The sequence below is a fragment of the Mesorhizobium sp. P160219 genome, from assembly GCF_057786095.1.
Genome location: NZ_JBYNWG010000001.1, coordinates 186,325 through 201,844, shown reverse-complemented (window position 1 = coordinate 201,844; position 15,520 = coordinate 186,325). Strand labels below are relative to the sequence as shown.

16 protein-coding genes are annotated in these 15,520 nt (G+C 62.9%); 10 read left to right on the top strand and 6 right to left on the bottom strand.

Features of this window, described 5'->3' with window-relative positions; genetic code table 11:
* The first annotated feature begins 26 nt into the window (after positions 1-26).
* The 6 genes from AC3EMP_RS00995 (at position 27) to phoB (ending at position 6,218) form a co-directional block, all read left to right on the top strand.
* Positions 27-1,055 (top strand): substrate-binding domain-containing protein, encoded by a 1,029-nt coding sequence (locus AC3EMP_RS00995; protein WP_023670113.1) that lies wholly within the window; start codon positions 27-29, stop codon positions 1,053-1,055.
* 96 nt (positions 1,056-1,151) lie between these two features.
* Positions 1,152-2,612, top strand: coding sequence for a phosphate ABC transporter permease subunit PstC (gene pstC, locus AC3EMP_RS00990; RefSeq protein WP_023701343.1), 1,461 nt, complete (start codon positions 1,152-1,154; stop codon positions 2,610-2,612).
* Positions 2,609-3,925, top strand: a complete 1,317-nt coding sequence (pstA, locus tag AC3EMP_RS00985; protein ID WP_023683971.1) for a phosphate ABC transporter permease PstA — start codon at positions 2,609-2,611, stop codon at positions 3,923-3,925. The genes pstC and pstA overlap by 4 nt, the downstream gene beginning before the upstream one ends.
* 17 nt (positions 3,926-3,942) lie before the next feature.
* Positions 3,943-4,767 carry a phosphate ABC transporter ATP-binding protein PstB gene (gene pstB, locus AC3EMP_RS00980; RefSeq protein ID WP_023670110.1) on the top strand — a complete coding sequence of 275 codons (825 nt, stop codon included), beginning with the start codon at positions 3,943-3,945 and terminating at the stop codon, positions 4,765-4,767.
* Between the two features lie 40 nt (positions 4,768-4,807).
* Positions 4,808-5,512 (top strand): phosphate signaling complex protein PhoU, encoded by a 705-nt coding sequence (gene phoU / locus AC3EMP_RS00975; RefSeq protein WP_023670109.1) that lies wholly within the window; start codon positions 4,808-4,810, stop codon positions 5,510-5,512.
* 16 nt (positions 5,513-5,528) lie between these two features.
* Positions 5,529-6,218: a phosphate regulon transcriptional regulator PhoB gene (phoB, locus tag AC3EMP_RS00970; protein ID WP_023822590.1), complete on the top strand. Its 690-nt coding sequence runs from the start codon at positions 5,529-5,531 to the stop codon at positions 6,216-6,218.
* Positions 6,219-6,248: 30 nt separating this feature from the next.
* Here phoB and AC3EMP_RS00965 read toward each other — a convergent pair whose 3' ends face one another.
* Positions 6,249-7,484, bottom strand: a complete 1,236-nt coding sequence (locus tag AC3EMP_RS00965; protein WP_023706295.1) for an ROK family protein — start codon at positions 7,482-7,484, stop codon at positions 6,249-6,251.
* A gap of 265 nt (positions 7,485-7,749) precedes the next feature.
* Between AC3EMP_RS00965 and xylF the strand changes: the two genes are divergently transcribed.
* The 4 genes from xylF to AC3EMP_RS00945 all read left to right on the top strand — a co-directional run bounded on the left by xylF (position 7,750) and on the right by AC3EMP_RS00945 (position 12,864).
* Positions 7,750-8,790 carry a D-xylose ABC transporter substrate-binding protein gene (gene xylF / locus AC3EMP_RS00960; RefSeq protein WP_023683968.1) on the top strand — a complete coding sequence of 347 codons (1,041 nt, stop codon included), beginning with the start codon at positions 7,750-7,752 and terminating at the stop codon, positions 8,788-8,790.
* Positions 8,791-8,934: 144 nt separating this feature from the next.
* Positions 8,935-10,251, top strand: a complete 1,317-nt coding sequence (locus AC3EMP_RS00955; RefSeq protein WP_352712589.1) for a sugar ABC transporter permease — start codon at positions 8,935-8,937, stop codon at positions 10,249-10,251.
* A 12-nt stretch (positions 10,252-10,263) separates the two neighbouring features.
* Complete coding sequence (locus tag AC3EMP_RS00950) at positions 10,264-11,061, top strand: ATP-binding cassette domain-containing protein (RefSeq protein ID WP_352712587.1); 798 nt, start codon at positions 10,264-10,266, stop codon at positions 11,059-11,061.
* Between the two features lie 156 nt (positions 11,062-11,217).
* Positions 11,218-12,864, top strand: a complete 1,647-nt coding sequence (locus AC3EMP_RS00945) for a CHASE domain-containing protein (RefSeq protein WP_023670103.1) — start codon at positions 11,218-11,220, stop codon at positions 12,862-12,864.
* A 39-nt stretch (positions 12,865-12,903) separates the two neighbouring features.
* Here the strand turns inward: AC3EMP_RS00945 and AC3EMP_RS00940 are convergent, their stop codons facing one another.
* From AC3EMP_RS00940 to AC3EMP_RS00920, 5 genes are all read right to left on the bottom strand, one after another.
* Positions 12,904-13,146, bottom strand: a complete 243-nt coding sequence (locus tag AC3EMP_RS00940; RefSeq protein WP_023670102.1) for a YMGG-like glycine zipper-containing protein — start codon at positions 13,144-13,146, stop codon at positions 12,904-12,906.
* 83 nt (positions 13,147-13,229) lie between these two features.
* Positions 13,230-13,556, bottom strand: a complete 327-nt coding sequence (locus tag AC3EMP_RS00935; RefSeq protein WP_023670101.1) for a hypothetical protein — start codon at positions 13,554-13,556, stop codon at positions 13,230-13,232.
* 142 nt (positions 13,557-13,698) lie between these two features.
* Complete coding sequence (locus tag AC3EMP_RS00930) at positions 13,699-13,875, bottom strand: hypothetical protein (protein ID WP_023670100.1); 177 nt, start codon at positions 13,873-13,875, stop codon at positions 13,699-13,701.
* 129 nt (positions 13,876-14,004) lie between these two features.
* Positions 14,005-15,039 carry a sensor histidine kinase gene (locus AC3EMP_RS00925; RefSeq protein ID WP_023670099.1) on the bottom strand — a complete coding sequence of 345 codons (1,035 nt, stop codon included), beginning with the start codon at positions 15,037-15,039 and terminating at the stop codon, positions 14,005-14,007.
* A 163-nt stretch (positions 15,040-15,202) separates the two neighbouring features.
* On the bottom strand, positions 15,203-15,370 hold the full coding sequence (locus AC3EMP_RS00920; protein ID WP_023670098.1) for a DUF1328 domain-containing protein: 168 nt from the start codon (positions 15,368-15,370) through the stop codon (positions 15,203-15,205).
* Positions 15,371-15,520: the final 150 nt, after the last annotated feature.

The window sequence follows — 15,520 nt, the reverse complement described above, 5'->3', positions numbered from 1 at the left end:
CCATCTTCCGAACAGGAGCAGGCCACATGAAGAAATTCCTCGTTACGGCATCGGCCGTGGCGGTAGCGTTCGCCGCATCGTCCGGTGTCGCCGCTGCGCGTGACCAGATCCAGGTCGCCGGTTCGTCGACCGTGCTGCCTTACGCCAAGATCGTCGCCGAGCAGTTCGGCGAAACCTTCACCAACTTCAAGACCCCGGTGGTCGAGTCCGGCGGCAGCGGCGCCGGCATCAAGGAGTTCTGCAAGGGCGTCGGCGAAGACACGATCGACATCGCCAACTCCTCGCGCCCGATCAAGAAGGACGAGCTGAAGTCCTGCGCCGACGCCGGCGTCAAGGACGTCCAGGAAGTCCGCATCGGCTATGACGGCATCGTCTTTGCCACCGACATCAAGGGTCCGGACTGGGCGCTGGTTCCCGCCGACATCTACAAGGCGCTCGCCGCCAAGCTGGTGGTCGACGGCAAGCTGGTCGACAACCCGAACACCAAGTGGAACCAGGTCAATCCGAAGCTGCCCGACTGGGATATCGCCGCCTATATCCCGGGTGAGAAGCACGGCACCCGTGAAGTGTTCGAGACCAAGCTGCTCGACGCCGGCTGCGACAAGGCCGCTTTGAAGGCTGCCGGCATCGCCGACGACAAGGAAATCGGCAAGACCTGCATCGCCATCCGCAAGGACGGCAAGGCTGTCGACATCGATGGCGACTACACCGAGACGCTGGCCCGCATCGACTCCAACAAGACCGGCGTTGGCGTGTTCGGCCTCGCCTTCTACGAGAACAATGCCGACAAGCTGAAGGTCGCTACCGTGGAAGGCATCGTGCCTTCGACGCAGACCATCGCCGATGGCACGTACCCCGTGTCGCGGCCGTTGTTCTTCTACGTCAAGAAGGCGCATCTGGGCGTCGTTCCCGGCCTCAAGGAATATGTCGAGTTCTTCCTTGATGACCAGATGATCGGCCCGGAAAGCCCGCTCGCCCAGTACGGCCTGGTTTCCGCTCCCGACGCCGAACGTCAGGGCCAGCGCGACGCCTTCGCCGCCGGAAAGACAATGTAATCAACCGACCGGATCAGGGCGCGGACCAAATCCGCGCCCTGATTTCGCCGCTTGCCGCAACGGCGGCGGCGATCTGAATTTTCCCTGGGGTGGGTGATGTCGTCCTTGCTCGTACTCGCCATAGTCATTGCCATAGGCGTGGTCGCTTTTGTGATCGGCCGCCAGCGCGCCGCGGCGCAGGATACCGGCAAGGTCAAGCCGCATTCGCGCGCGCATTATCATGGCTGGTGGGCCTTTCTGATCGCGGTCCTGCCTGCCGTCCTTTTGCTCGCCGTCTGGGATATCGGCTCTTCCTTCTATCTCGACCGGCATATCCATGCCGCTTTGCCCGAGCGCACCGCCGACACAAAGGTGGCCAGCGAAGCGCTCGACGCCAGCCTGGTGAAGAGCCTGGCCAAGGGCCTGCGCCGGCTCGATGGCGATACCGCACTTCCCGCTACTTTCGCCGAATTGCAGCCGCTGCTCGCCGCCAAGGGCGTGGCACTGGCCAGCGACACCCAGGACTATATGATTCCGATCGCGGTCGAGGCGAACCAGGTCCAGGACCGGCTCGGCCTGTTCAGCGCCGTGCTGACCTTCGCGCTGTCGGTCGCCGGCGCCTTCTATGCGCTGAGGCAGATCGCGCCGCGCGCCAGGGCGCGCAACAACGTCGAGAAGCTGATGCTGTGGGGGCTGCTTGCGGCCTCGACCATCGCCATCCTGACCACGGTCGGCATCGTGCTGTCGATGCTGTTCCAGACCATCACCTTCTTCGAGAGCGTGTCGCCGATGAGCTTCTTCTTCGGAACGGTGTGGGATCCGCGTTTCGCCGCCGCCGGTTCCGGCGGCAGCCAGGGTCAGTTCGGCCTGATCCCGCTACTGGCCGGCACGCTCTACATCGCCGCCGTTGCGCTTCTGGTCGCAGTGCCGGTCGGGCTGATGTCGGCGGTCTACATGTCCGAATACGCCTCGCGCAGCGTCCGGTCGGTGGTCAAGCCCGCGCTTGAACTGCTGGCCGGCATCCCGACCATCGTCTACGGCATCTTCGCCGTGGTCACGCTCGGACCGTTCCTGCGCGACCTCTCGGCAGCCCTCACCGGCGGCTCTCCCTTCATCCAGGGCCAGAGCATCTTCACCGCCGGCCTGGTGATGGGCGTCATGCTGATCCCGGTCGTGTCCTCTTTGTCCGACGACATCATCACCGCGGTGCCGCGCGCAATGCGTGACGGCTCGCTCGGCCTCGGTGCCACGCGCTCCGAGACGATCAAGCGGGTGATCCTGCCGGCGGCACTGCCCGGCATCGTCGGCGCCATCCTGTTGACGGCGTCGCGCGCCATCGGCGAGACGATGATCGTCGTGCTGGCGGCGGGCGTCGCCGCCAATCTGACGGCCAATCCGTTCGAGGCGATGACGACCATCACCGTCAAGATTGTCAACCAGCTGACCGGCGATCTCGAGTTCAACTCACCGCAGACGCTGGTCGCCTTCGCGCTCGGCCTGACGCTGTTCGCGCTGACGCTGGTGATGAACATCGTCGCCCTCTACATCGTGCGCAAGTACCGGGAGCAGTACGAATGACCGACATCCCCCTGGACACGATGGCGGGTGCCGTCGCGCGTCCGCGCCGCGACATCGGGCTGAAGGCGCGCTATGCCGCCGAACGCCGGTTCCGCATCTATGGCGTGATTGCGATCTCGGTGGGCCTGGCGTTCCTGGCCATCATGCTGATCACCATCGTCTCGAAAGGCTACACCGCCTTCTGGCAGACGACCGTGACGCTGCCGGTGACCTTCGACGAGAAGGTGATCGATCCCTCCGGCAAGCGCGCCACCGACCCTACCGTGCTGATCAAGGCGAACTATCCCAAGCTCGCCGAAAACGCGCTGGTGGCCAAGCTCGGCATCGATCCGGCCAACAAGCCGATGATGCTGAAGCTCAAGGGCTTCCTGTCGGAAGGCGCCCGCGTCCAGCTGCGCGACATCGTCTCCGCCGATCCGTCGGTGATCGGCAGGACGCGTGACGTCGACATCCTGGCTGCCGCGAACCTCGACTCGGCCTTCAAGGGTCAGATCGACCTCGGCGTCGATGAAGCGCGCCGCAAGGTGTCCAACCAGCAGATCGACTGGATGAACAAGCTTAAAGCCGACGGCGTGATGGCCGAGCATTTCAACACCGGCCTGTTCACCTATGGCGCCTCCAGCCGGCCCGAAACGTCGGGCATGGGCGTGGCGATCATCGGCTCGTTCTACATGATGGTGATCGTGCTGTTGCTGGCGCTGCCGATCGGCGTCGCCGCCTCGATCTATCTCGAGGAATTCGCCAAGAAGAACCGCTTCACCGACCTGATCGAGGTCAACATCAACAATCTCGCGGCGGTGCCGTCGATCGTCTTCGGCCTGCTCGGCCTTGCCGTGTTCATCAACTTCCTCGGCATGCCGCGCTCGGCTTCCTTCGTCGGCGGCCTGGTGCTGACGCTGATGACGCTGCCGACCATCATCATCGCCACGCGCGCCGCCCTTGCCGCGGTGCCGCCGTCGATCCGCTCGGCGGCGCTCGGCCTCGGCGCCTCCAAGATGCAGATGGTGTTCCACCACATCCTGCCGCTTGCCGCTCCGGGCATCCTTACCGGCACCATCATCGGCCTGGCGCGTGCGCTCGGCGAGACAGCACCGCTGCTCTTGATCGGCATGGTCGCTTTCGTCGCCGATTATCCGACGACGCCTTTCGATCCGGCGACCGCGCTGCCGGTGCAGATCTATATGTGGGCAAACGAGGCTGAGCGCGCTTTTGTCGAGCGCATGTCCGGCGCCATCATCATCCTGCTCGTCTTCCTCATGGCCATGAACATCACCGCGATCGTGCTTCGGCGCCGGTTCGAGCGGCGCTGGTAGAAAAAAGGCAATTTGGTATGAACATCATGACCGAACAGTCCCTTGAAAATGCAGTGGGCGACAAAATGAACGCCAAGTCGAACGAAGTCATCAAGATGCGCGGCGACAAGGTCGGCGTCTTCTACGGCGAGAAGCAGGCGTTGTTCGACGTCAATCTCGACGTCCGCCAGAACCAGGTGACGGCGCTGATCGGCCCGTCCGGCTGCGGCAAGTCGACCTTCCTGCGCTGCCTCAACCGCATGAACGACACCATCGATTCGGCGCGGGTGACCGGCAAGATCACGCTCGATGAAGACGACATCTACGACAAGAACATCGATGTCGTCGAACTGCGCGCACGCGTCGGCATGGTGTTCCAGAAACCCAATCCGTTCCCGAAGTCGATCTACGAGAACGTCGCCTACGGCCCGCGCATCCATGGGCTGGCCAAGCGCAAGTCCGACATGGACCAGATCGTCGAGCAGAGCCTGAAGAAGGCGGCGATCTGGAACGAGGTCAAGGACCGCCTGCAGGAGCCCGGCACCGGCCTGTCCGGCGGCCAGCAGCAGCGCCTGTGCATCGCGCGCGCCATCGCCGTGTCGCCGGAAGTGATCCTGATGGATGAGCCCTGCTCGGCGCTTGATCCGATCGCCACCGCCCGTGTCGAGGAGCTGATCGACGAACTGCGCCAGAACTACACGATCGTCATCGTCACCCATTCGATGCAGCAGGCGGCGCGCGTGTCGCAGCGCACGGCGATGTTCCATCTCGGCTATCTCGTCGAGGAGGGCGCAACCGACAAGATGTTCACCAACCCCGACGACAAGCGCACCCAAGATTACATTACCGGCCGCTTCGGCTGAACCTTCCGGCGGGTGAATTTCAGGCACGAGGACCAAGATCATGGGTGAACATACCGTCGCCTCCTTCGATGAAGAGCTCGGGCAGATCAGCAAGCTGATCCGCGACATGGGCGATCTGGCAGGCTCGATGGTCAGCGGCTCGACCAGGGCGCTGCTCAATTCGGACAATGCGCTGGCACAGCGTGTCGTTTCCGACGACGCCATCATGGATGCGCGCCAGCGCGAACTGGACGACCGCGCCATCACGCTGATCGCCAAGCGCCAGCCGATGGCCAACGATCTGCGCGCCGTGGTCGGCTCGATCCGCATGGCCGGCGACCTCGAGCGCATCGGCGATCTCGCCAAGAACATCGCCAAACGCGTCGGCACCGTGGGCTTGAGCGTCACGCCGCGCGACCTCTCGCACTCCATCGATGCCATGGCGCAACTGGTGCTGATCCAGGTGCAAGGCGTCGTCGAGGAATATGCCGCCACCGATGCGGCAGCTCTTGCAAAACTCAGGAATGACGACGAGCGCATCGACGTCAAATACACGTCCGTGTTTCGTGAGCTCTTGACCTACATGATGGAAGACCCTCGCAACATCACCGCCTGCACGCATCTCTTGTTCTGCGCCAAGAATCTTGAGCGCATCGGCGATCATGTCACCAACATCGCCGAAAATGCGTATTATGTGCTTACCGGCCAGCAATTGCCCGCCAATCGTCCGAAGCAGGACGAGACGGCGATGGCCACGCCGGCCTGATGAGGGTGAACTGCCTATGATCGCGCCACGCATCATGGTCGTGGAGGACGAGGAGCCACTAGGCGTGCTCCTCCGCTACAACCTCGAATCCGAAGGCTATCAGGTCGAGGTGGTGACACGCGGCGACGAGGCCGAGATCCGCCTGCAGGAAAACGTGCCCGATCTCCTGGTGCTCGACTGGATGGTGCCGGCTGTTTCCGGCATCGAGCTCTGCCGGCGGCTTAGAGTGCGGCCCGAAACCGAGCGGCTGCCGATCATCATGCTGACCGCGCGCGGTGAGGAAAGCGACCGCGTGCGCGGCCTGTCCACCGGTGCCGACGACTATCTGGTCAAGCCATTCTCGACGCCGGAGTTCATGGCGCGCGTGAAAGCGCTGCTGCGCCGCGCCAAGCCGGAAGTGCTGTCGAGCGTGCTCAAGGTCGGCGACATCGTGCTCGATCGAGAATCGCACCGGGTCTACCGCAAGAAGAGCGAGATCAGGCTCGGACCGACCGAGTTCCGGCTGCTCGAATTCATGATGCGCCATCCCGGCCGCGTGTTCTCGCGCAGCCAACTGCTCGACAATGTCTGGGGCGAGACGATCTATATAGACGAGCGAACCGTCGACGTGCATGTCGGGCGGCTGCGCAAGGCCGTCAACAACGGCCGCATGCCGGATGTCATCCGTACCATTCGCGGCGCCGGCTACGCTATTAGGGAAGACTAGGATGCTGCGCGTCGCGCCGTTGCCGGCCATTCAGGCGACATGCTTGCCGGATTTCGCCTGAATGCCCGGCGCGAAAATCTCCTGGTCGACGAAGCCGAGCGCGCGCATGGCGCAGCCTTCGCGGATCAGCGGCAGCTCGTTGGGCTCGGTGTCGAAGGAGATCGATTTCGAGTGCTGGCCGCCGGCGGTCTGGGCGATCGCTTCGCGCAATGCCGGTTCGATCAGGTCGAAGGCGGCGGCGCTGACGCCGACCATGGCGACGGGTGCCGGATCGATCAGAGCAAACAGGCTGCCGAGGCCGAAGCCGAGCGCCTCACCGGCCCTGCGATAGGCTTCGCGCTCCGGGCCATCGGTTTCGCGGGCGCGCGCGGCGAGTGCGCGCATATCAGCGTCGCCGATATCGACCGGCTCGGCATCCTCGCCCATCATTTTGGCGCTGCGCCAGATGGCGTAGTTTCCGGCATAGGCCTCGACGCAGCCGCGCCGCCCGCAGCGGCAGAGCGCGCCGCCCGGACGGTGGATCATGTGGCCGAACTCGCCGCCCGAGGAATGGGTGCCGGTGAACAGTTCGCCTTTCAGCACCAGTCCCATGCCGATGCCGTGCGACAAGAGGATGGCGATAAAGTTGTCGCGGTAGCGCTCGGGCTGGCGCCATTGCAGCGCCACCGCCATCATATTGCAGTCGTTCTCCATGGTGGCCGGAATGCCGAATTCCACTTCCAACATGTCGGCGAAGGCAATGTCGGTCAGTGGCGTGATTGGCGACCACAGCATGGCGCGCGCCTGCGAATCGGTGATGCCCTGGATGCCCATGGCAATGCGGGCGATGCTCTGGACATCGAGGTCGGGATCCTCAAGCCGCCGCCGGACGATTGCTACGCATTCGCCAATCAGCTCGTCGCGCGGCTTGGTCAGCGTGTCCAGCCGGCGCTGTTCCTCGGCGACGACGTGGCCGGCATAGTCGATGACGGTGACGGACAGGAAATTGAGCGACAGCACGACGGTCATCACCGCCGCCGCTTCCGGGTTGAGGCCAAGGCCGACCTGCGGCCGGCCGCGTTTCAGTGCGCCTGTCTCGCCAGGTTTGCCTTCAATCAGGACGCCTTCTTGAATCAGATCAGACGAGATTGCCGATATGGTCGAGTGGCTGAGGCCGGTGGTCGCCGCAATCTCGGTCCGCGACGGCTGGCCGGCCCGGCGCACGGCCGAAATCACCATGGCACGGTTGCGACGGCGCAGATCGTCGTGGCGGATTCCAACCGACATTTGTTTCCTCCCGGCCTCCTCGCGCCTCATGATAGTGAAGGCGTTCGACGGCACCAGCCAAATATTGGCAGACGCCGGCAGCCCTGTCATTGTTTATTGCGGACCTCGAAAAAATTCGGCAAGGCCATCAGAATCCATCAGAATCGATGTTGACAGCGCCTTATCATTGAACCAGTATTTTTTCGAGGCTCGAAAAAATAGGGCCTCTGTGTGCCGGCCCTCGGGCCAGTTTTGTCGCGCCGCACGCGGCGCAGGGAGGATTATGATGAACAGATTTGCAGCCGCCATGCTGGCGGGTGTCGCCATGTCGCTGGCGCTGATGTCGGTCGCGCAGGCGAAGGACAAGGTCATCGGCGTGTCGTGGTCGAACTTCCAGGAAGAGCGCTGGAAGACCGACGAGGCGGCGATGAAAACGGCGATCGAGGCTGCCGGCGACAAGTACATTTCGGCCGACGCGCAGTCCAATCCCGGCAAGCAGCTGACCGACGTCGAAAGCCTGATCTCGCAGGGCGCCAACTCGCTGATCATCCTGGCGCAGGACGCCTCGGCCATCGGCCCGGCGGTGCAGAAGGCGCTGGACGAAGGCATTCCGGTCGTCGGCTATGACCGCCTGATCGAGAACAAGGACGTCTTCTACCTGACCTTCGATAACAAGGAAGTCGGCCGCATGCAGGCCCGCGAAGTGTTCAAGGCGAAGCCCGAAGGCAACTATGTCTTCATCAAGGGCTCGGGCTCGGATCCGAATGCCGATTTCCTGTTCTCGGGCTCGATGGAAGTGCTCAAGGAAGCCATCGACTCGGGCAAGATCAAGAATGTCGGCGAGGCCTATACCGATGGCTGGCTGCCGGCCAATGCCCAGAAGAACATGGAACAGTTCCTGACCGCCAATGACAACAAGGTCGATGCCGTGGTTGCGGCCAATGACGGCACCGCCGGCGGCGTTGTCGCCGCGCTGACGGCGCAGGGCCTTGCCGGAACGGTTCCGGTCTCCGGCCAGGACGGCGACCATGCCGCTCTGAACCGCATCGCGCTCGGCACGCAGACGGTGTCGGTGTGGAAGGACGCGCGCGAACTCGGCAAGAACGCCGCCGAGATCGCCTCGCAGCTTGCCGATGGCAAGAAGACGGGCGACATTGCCGGCGCCAAGGACTTCACCACGCCTGGCGGCAACACCGTCAAGTCGCTGTTCCTGACCCCCGTCGCGATCACCAAGGACAACCTCAACGTCGTCATCGACGCCGGCTGGATCAAGAAGGACGAAGTCTGCACGGGCGTCGCCGCCGGCAGCGTCGCGGCTTGCAACTGATCTCGACGACTTGAAGAAATGAGGCGCCGCGGCTGTCAAGCCGCGGCGTTTTCTCTACGAGAATTGTGTGTTTCCGCCATCGGCGGCAAACTTCTAGGCTGTGGTCCGGCATCCGCGCCAGACGGCAAGCCGCTGGAGGACATCATGACCGACACGACCTCAAATCCGCAGGCCGATACGGCACGAGCGTCTGAACTCGGCGCGGTCGCCCGGTTCCTGAAAGCGACCGAGCTCGACACGCGCATGCTCGGCATGGTCGGCGCGCTGCTGGTCATCTGGGTCGGCATACATATCCTGTCGGGTGGGCTTTTCCTGACGCCGCGCAATCTTTGGAACCTGTCGGTGCAGACGTCCTCGGTCGCGATCATGGCGACCGGCATGGTATTGGTCATCGTGATGCGCAACATCGACCTTTCGGTGGGCTCCGTCGAAGGCGTGATCGGCATGATCATGGGCGTGGCACAGGCCGAATTCCTGATTCGCGTCATCGGCTTCCAGCTTGGAAACCCCTGGCTCTGGATCGTCGCGCTTGCCGCCGGCGTGGTGCTTGGTCTGCTGATCGGCGCGTTCCAGGGCTTCATCATCGCCTATATGCAGGTTCCGGCCTTCATCGTGACGCTTGGTGGCCTGCTGGTCTGGCGTGGCATGGCATGGCTCATCACCAGCGGGCGCACGGTCGCGCCACTCGACGCCACCTTCCAGCTGATGGGCGGCGGACCACGCGGCTCGATTGGCGCCGCTGCCAGCTGGATCGTCGGCATCGTCGCCTGCGCGGCGGTCGCCTTCGCGCTGCTCAACGGTCGCTCGCAGCGCAAGCGCTTCAGCTTTCCACTGCGCCCCGTCTGGGCCGAGACCCTGCTTGGCGTGGTCGCTTGCGCGGCCATCCTCGGCGCCGTGTGGATCGCCAATTCCTATCCATGGCCGATCGGCGTCGTGCGCCAGTACGCACAGCAGAACGGCATCACCGTTCCCGAAGGCGGGCTGTTCATCGCGCATGGCATCGCCATACCGGTGCTGATGGCGGTGACTGTCGGCATCATCATGACGTTTATCACCAAGCGCACGCGTTTCGGCCGCTATGTCTTCGCCATCGGCGGCAATCCGGAGGCAGCGGAACTCGCCGGCATCAACACGCGCTGGGTGACCATGAAGGTGTTCATGATCATGGGTGTGCTGGCTGCAATCAGCGCGGCGATCTCGTCTGCCCGTCTCAATGCGTCGACCAACGCGCTGGGCACACTGGACGAGCTTTTGGTGATCGCGGCCGCTGTCATCGGCGGCACGTCGCTCGCGGGCGGCGCCGGAACGGTGATGGGGGCCATGCTCGGCGCGCTTCTGATGCAGTCGCTGCAATCCGGCATGGTGCTGCTCGGCATCGACTCGCCGCTCCAGAGCATTGTCGTTGGCGCCGTCCTGGTTATCGCCGTCTGGCTCGACACCGTCTATCGCAAGCGCGTCTAGGGAGGAACGATTATGGAAAAAACTGCTCCCACCGGTACGCCACTGATCGACATGCGCAACATCTCGATCGCGTTCGGTGGCATTCGCGCCGTCGACGATGCGTCCATCGATCTTTTCCCGGGCGAAGTGGTGGCGCTGCTTGGCCACAACGGCGCCGGTAAGTCGACGCTGATCAAGATCCTGTCGGGCGCCTACAAGCGCGATGCCGGCCAGATCTTGGTCAACGGCCAGGAGGCCTCGATCTCCAATCCGCGCGACGCCAAGAAATACGGCATCGAAACGATCTACCAGACGCTTGCGCTGGCCGACAATGTCGACGCTGCCGCCAACCTCTTCCTCGGCCGCGAACTGATGACCGCGTGGGGGACACTCGACGATGTCGCCATGGAGGCCAAGGCGCGCAAGGTGATGGGCCGGCTCAATCCGCGCTTCCAGCGCTTCAAGGAGCCCGTGATCAAGCTATCGGGCGGCCAGCGCCAGTCGGTGGCGATCGCACGCGCCATCCTGTTCAACGCCCGCATCCTGATCATGGACGAACCGACGGCCGCGCTTGGGCCGCAGGAGACGGCGCAGGTCGGCGAACTGGTAAAGCAGCTCAAGGCCGAGGGCATCGGCATTTTCCTGATCAGCCACGACATTCACGACGTGTTCGAGCTTGCCGACCGGGTCTGCGTAATGAAGAACGGCCAGGTCGTCGGCACCGCGCTCACCACCGATGTGACGCAGGACGAAGTGCTCGGCATGATCATCTTGGGAAAGTGTCCGCCCGGCGCCATTCCCGGTCCGGGTGCGCTGAAGATCGCGGCCTGAGACCACGCTATCGTCAGCTGTCATGTTCACTGATGCTCGAGATCGATAAGCCGGCTAAATATGCATGATATGCCAGCTGTCATTATGGCTTGGCCGCGCCATTGTCTTGCCGCGGCGACTTGCCCATAAAGGTCCCGAACCGTCCATGGGCCTGCGTTGAAGAAGTTTTTCCCGATCCTTGCCTTCATTGCCGTTGCACTGATCAGCCTGACGATGGCGGGCTTCGCCTATTTCGCGACCCAGGAAGCGGCGCGCATCAAGTTCGAGGCGACGGCCGACGACGCGCTCAACCGCATCGAAAGCCGTATCGATCTGCATCTGTCACTGCTGCGCTCGACGCAGGCGCTGTTCGACGCCCGCAATGGCGAGATTTCAGGTAGCGAATTCAAGGCCTTCTTCAGCGCCCTCGATGTCGATAACAATTTCGCCGGCCTGCGCGGCATCGGCTATCTCAGGCTGGCCAAGACCGGTGACGAAGCGGCGGTCGAGCGCGACATGTTGCGCGACCGCGGCGCCGCCCACACGGTCTATCCGGACACGACACAGCCATGGCGCACGCCCGTCGTGCTGTTCGAGCCGCTCGACCCTGCCAACGAATCCACCATCGGCTACGACATGTTCACCGAGCCGGTGCGGCGCGAGGCGATCGAAAAAGCGATGGCCGATGACGCACAGCACGCAAGCGGTCTGGTCCAGCTCGGCCAGGACACTGGCGCGGCGCAGACCTTTACCGGTTTCCTGGTCTTCGTCAGGCTCAATGTCGAAACCGCGCCGGATGGTATCAATGCGTCCAGATCATCGACATCAGGCCTTCTCTACGCGGCCTTCCGCGCCCGCGACCTGTTCCAGACCGCGCTCAGCCGCACGCCTTTGCTGCCGGTCAACACCGCGGTCTATGACGGCACGGCCGACGCCGACAATCTTCTGTTCCAGTCGGAAACGCCGCCGGTTGCGAGCTTTGGCGACAGGCTGTTGGTGACGCGCAAGATCATCGTCGCCGGTCGGCCGTGGACGGTGCTGTTCCGGCCGACAAGTGCATTTTCGCAACCGTCCTCGCGCGCCATTCCGGTCATGCTCGGGCTGTTCGGCCTGCTTCTGGCCGGGGCCATCGCGTTGGTGGCGCGCTACCAGGAGCGCGCCTACGACGCCAAGTCGCTGCTGCATGAAACGACGGAAAAAAGCCTGCTCGAAAAGGATTTGATGCTGCAGGAGATGAAGCATCGGATCAAGAATTCGATCACGCGGGTGCTGGCGATTGCGCGCCAGACGGCAGCGCAAGCAACCGACGTGAAGGAGTTCTCAACTTCCTTCTCAGCCCGCCTGCAGGCAATGGCGGCTTCCCAGGATATGCTGACGCGTTCGCGCTGGCAGAAGGCCGATCTTGGCGACCTGCTGCGCATCGAGCTCGGCCAGGTGTTCGGCAAGGAGCTTCCGGAAGGGATATTGTCAGGGCCTCAGGTGCTGCTCGACGAGAGGACGACGCAGGCGCTTGGCCTGACCTTTCACGAACTGGCGACGAATGCGCTGAAATATGGCGAGGCCGGCAATTCCGTGGGTGCGCTCAAGGTCGACTGGTCGTTCGAGGGGCGCGGGTCCGAGCGGATGCTGGTTCTGAACTGGCGCGAGGCCGGGCAGAAGGAACTCGAAGCGCCGGCGAAGACCGGCTTCGGCACCAAGCTGATCGACCTCAATGTCACGCGCGAATTGCGCGGCACGATTGCCCGAGATTTTCGCATCGATGGGCTTACGGTGGAAATCAGGATCCCGCAGCCTGATGCAGTCAAACAAACGGAGACCGGCTGACCGGTCTCCGTCGCGATTGTCTGACGCTTTTTAAGCGGATCAGCAGCGAGCGGTGTAGAGCCGGCCGCGATTGTCGCGATACTGGCAATAGCCGTTGCGCAGGTTGCGCACCAGCAGGCCGGAACCGGCGCCAACGGCTGCGCCGATCAGCGCACCCTTGCCGCCGCCGATCAGTCCGCCGGCCAAAGCACCGACACCGGCGCCGACACCGACATCCTGCTCGGTCGTGCTGCAGCCGCTGACGGCGACCACCGCAACCATGGCAATAATCAATTTCCGCATAGAATCTCTCCTCACTTTTGTCCTCACTTTAGTAAGCTCCAGCCGCTATTTAGCACGAAACAGCAGCCTTTGCCCGCTCGATCTTATTGTTGGCTAAGAGAGTCTTTTTCGCGGCGCGTGGCGTTCGACGCGACCACGACACTGGAAATCTGCAAAGACGCGTCGAGGGTGCCGTCCGGGCGCACGTTCCAGACGATCTGGTCGTAATCATCCTCCAGCGCGGGGTCGACCGTAAGACATTTGGCAACGACGTGCTCGGCCTGACCCTGCACGTCGCCGGCAGCGAATGGACGTTCTGCCGTGCATGCTTCGGCGGTTTCGAAAACACTGACCGGCACCGGCAGTTCACGACATTCGGTCATGTTGTTCGAACAGCCAATTACCAAAAGCAAAGCGGCGATGTGTTCCACGGCGATACGTCCTCTCGCCATAAGAACGGTCCACAGCCGTCAAAGTTCCTGTGCCGAAAGGGGCGTTAATAATTGGTCGGCTACGAGCTGGACAGCTTCTGAGCCAGGCTGCTTGGGAGCAGCGTGAACCTGAGCATCTGGCTCAGGCCAATTGCGACGCCACGATCAGCACAACAGCGGCGACGAGCGCGACAGCGGCGACGCGAAGCAAGGGATGCCAGGCGTGCTGCAAAGGCGAGGCTGAAGCGTCAGGATCCTGAAAGCCGCTCATGGACACCCGGGCGGCCTGCTCCAGCCTGTTCATATCGGCAACCGTCATGATCATTCCTCCCATACTCGCGTTGCAGGCTGCGGCCGAAACATCGGTTGAATCGGTCAAGATCCAGCAATCTCTGGGAACCACAGCATCGGATTTTATGGTGAACAGCCGGTTAAGGAATCCCGCCGCTCATTCGGTTTCGAAATTGCCGTGCGGAACGACGAGGCGATATTCGAGGCGGTCACTGGTGATCTCCAGCGTCGCCGTGCCGTTCAGCGATGCCGGCACGACACGTTCGAGGGCAACGCTGCCGAAGCGTTTCTCGGTGCGCCTGTTATCATTGGCGACAATGGCCTCGACCCAGGTCAGCGACAAAGCCGGCTTGTCTGCGGCCTCTGCGACGTTCGACAGATCGGCGGTTACCTCGACAAAGCCGTCCGGCCGCGCCAGGGCGCCGTAGCTGAATGAATTGACGGCGAGTTCGTGCATTGCCAGTCCAATATGAATGGCCGCGTTGGGATTGAGGTAGGGGTTGACGCCATTGAAGCGCAGGCTCTGCGCGGGATCGGCGCCGTAGCGAACGACCTGGCCGCGGATAAGCTCGCGAAGTGCTGCACCCCGCCAGTTCGACGACGTTACCAGATCCTGGGAGGAAGCCAGTGACTGCAGGCGGCCGCGAAAGCGCTTCAGGAAATCGTCGGGTGTCTCGGAATAGCGGCCGGTCTGGGTGGCAATACTCTGGATGATGGCCAACAGGTTCTTGGAGCGGTGGCTGACTTCGCGCAACAGCGTCTTCAGCGTCTGTTCGCGGCGTTTCTGCTCGGTGGTTTCCACCATCGTGGTGACGACGCCCTGAACGTCGCCGCGATGGCCCCGATCGGCATCGACCCATACCTGGAACCAGCGCATGCCATCACCGGTGGGAACACTCAGTTCAAGGCGTTCCGGATTGCCGGAAGCGATCACATTGCTTTTGGCGGCGGCGATTTGCTCAGCTTGCGCCGGTGGCAACGCGCCGTTGCTGTCGGCTGTGTCGGAAACCCACGGCGCACGCATGTTGCGGGCCCATACAGTCTTCAATTCACGATCCTGATAGAGGACGGAAATGCCGGCATTGTGCAGAGCGTGAAGCAAGGCCCGGCCAAGCTGCATTCCGCTTTCAGCCGGGTGCAGTGCGATCACCTCGTCGCCCTGTCCGCTCTCGCCTCCGCCAATGGAACGCATCAATCACCTGTCCACCTGATCAGGACCGAACGATTCACTTGGACTCAGTTCCTGAGTAGGTCCCCAGAAAAGGTCCGCCGGACGATGTCCCGTTGGAGGACATCGCCCGGCGGTGGCTGGAAACCGTTTGAGGGGTGCGGCTTCCAGTGTTCTTCGCCCGCTCCTACGATGCCCGTCTGAACAGGCCGGCCAGAAGCGAGATGACGAGGAAGGCGAGAAAGATGAAGAACAATATTTGCGCGATACCGGCCGAGGTACCGGCGATGCCGCCGAAACCAAGCGCGCCGGCGATGATCGCCACGACGAGAAATACGAGCGCCCAGTAGAGCATGATCTGTCTCCTTCCGATACTGGATCAAGAACGTGAGTGATTGCTGTTTGTTCCACCATTTGCCGAAAAAGAAGGTCTTTGGAAGAGGCCCGGACGCGAATTGATTCGCGCGCGTGAGCGCGATACGGCGCGACGGGCAGCCGCCGATCG

Coding starts and splice junctions, on each gene's coding strand:
- AC3EMP_RS00940 (WP_023670102.1), bottom strand. CDS start 13,146: ATGCGGAAATTGATTATTGCCATGGTTGCGGTGGTCGCCGTCAGCGGC.
- phoU (WP_023670109.1), top strand. CDS start 4,808: ATGGGTGAACATACCGTCGCCTCCTTCGATGAAGAGCTCGGGCAGATC.
- xylF (WP_023683968.1), top strand. CDS start 7,750: ATGAACAGATTTGCAGCCGCCATGCTGGCGGGTGTCGCCATGTCGCTG.
- AC3EMP_RS00950 (WP_352712587.1), top strand. CDS start 10,264: ATGGAAAAAACTGCTCCCACCGGTACGCCACTGATCGACATGCGCAAC.
- pstB (WP_023670110.1), top strand. CDS start 3,943: ATGAACATCATGACCGAACAGTCCCTTGAAAATGCAGTGGGCGACAAA.
- AC3EMP_RS00930 (WP_023670100.1), bottom strand. CDS start 13,875: ATGACGGTTGCCGATATGAACAGGCTGGAGCAGGCCGCCCGGGTGTCC.
- AC3EMP_RS00995 (WP_023670113.1), top strand. CDS start 27: ATGAAGAAATTCCTCGTTACGGCATCGGCCGTGGCGGTAGCGTTCGCC.
- pstC (WP_023701343.1), top strand. CDS start 1,152: ATGTCGTCCTTGCTCGTACTCGCCATAGTCATTGCCATAGGCGTGGTC.
- AC3EMP_RS00925 (WP_023670099.1), bottom strand. CDS start 15,039: ATGCGTTCCATTGGCGGAGGCGAGAGCGGACAGGGCGACGAGGTGATC.
- phoB (WP_023822590.1), top strand. CDS start 5,529: ATGATCGCGCCACGCATCATGGTCGTGGAGGACGAGGAGCCACTAGGC.
- AC3EMP_RS00920 (WP_023670098.1), bottom strand. CDS start 15,370: ATGCTCTACTGGGCGCTCGTATTTCTCGTCGTGGCGATCATCGCCGGC.
- pstA (WP_023683971.1), top strand. CDS start 2,609: ATGACCGACATCCCCCTGGACACGATGGCGGGTGCCGTCGCGCGTCCG.
- AC3EMP_RS00955 (WP_352712589.1), top strand. CDS start 8,935: ATGACCGACACGACCTCAAATCCGCAGGCCGATACGGCACGAGCGTCT.
- AC3EMP_RS00965 (WP_023706295.1), bottom strand. CDS start 7,484: ATGTCGGTTGGAATCCGCCACGACGATCTGCGCCGTCGCAACCGTGCC.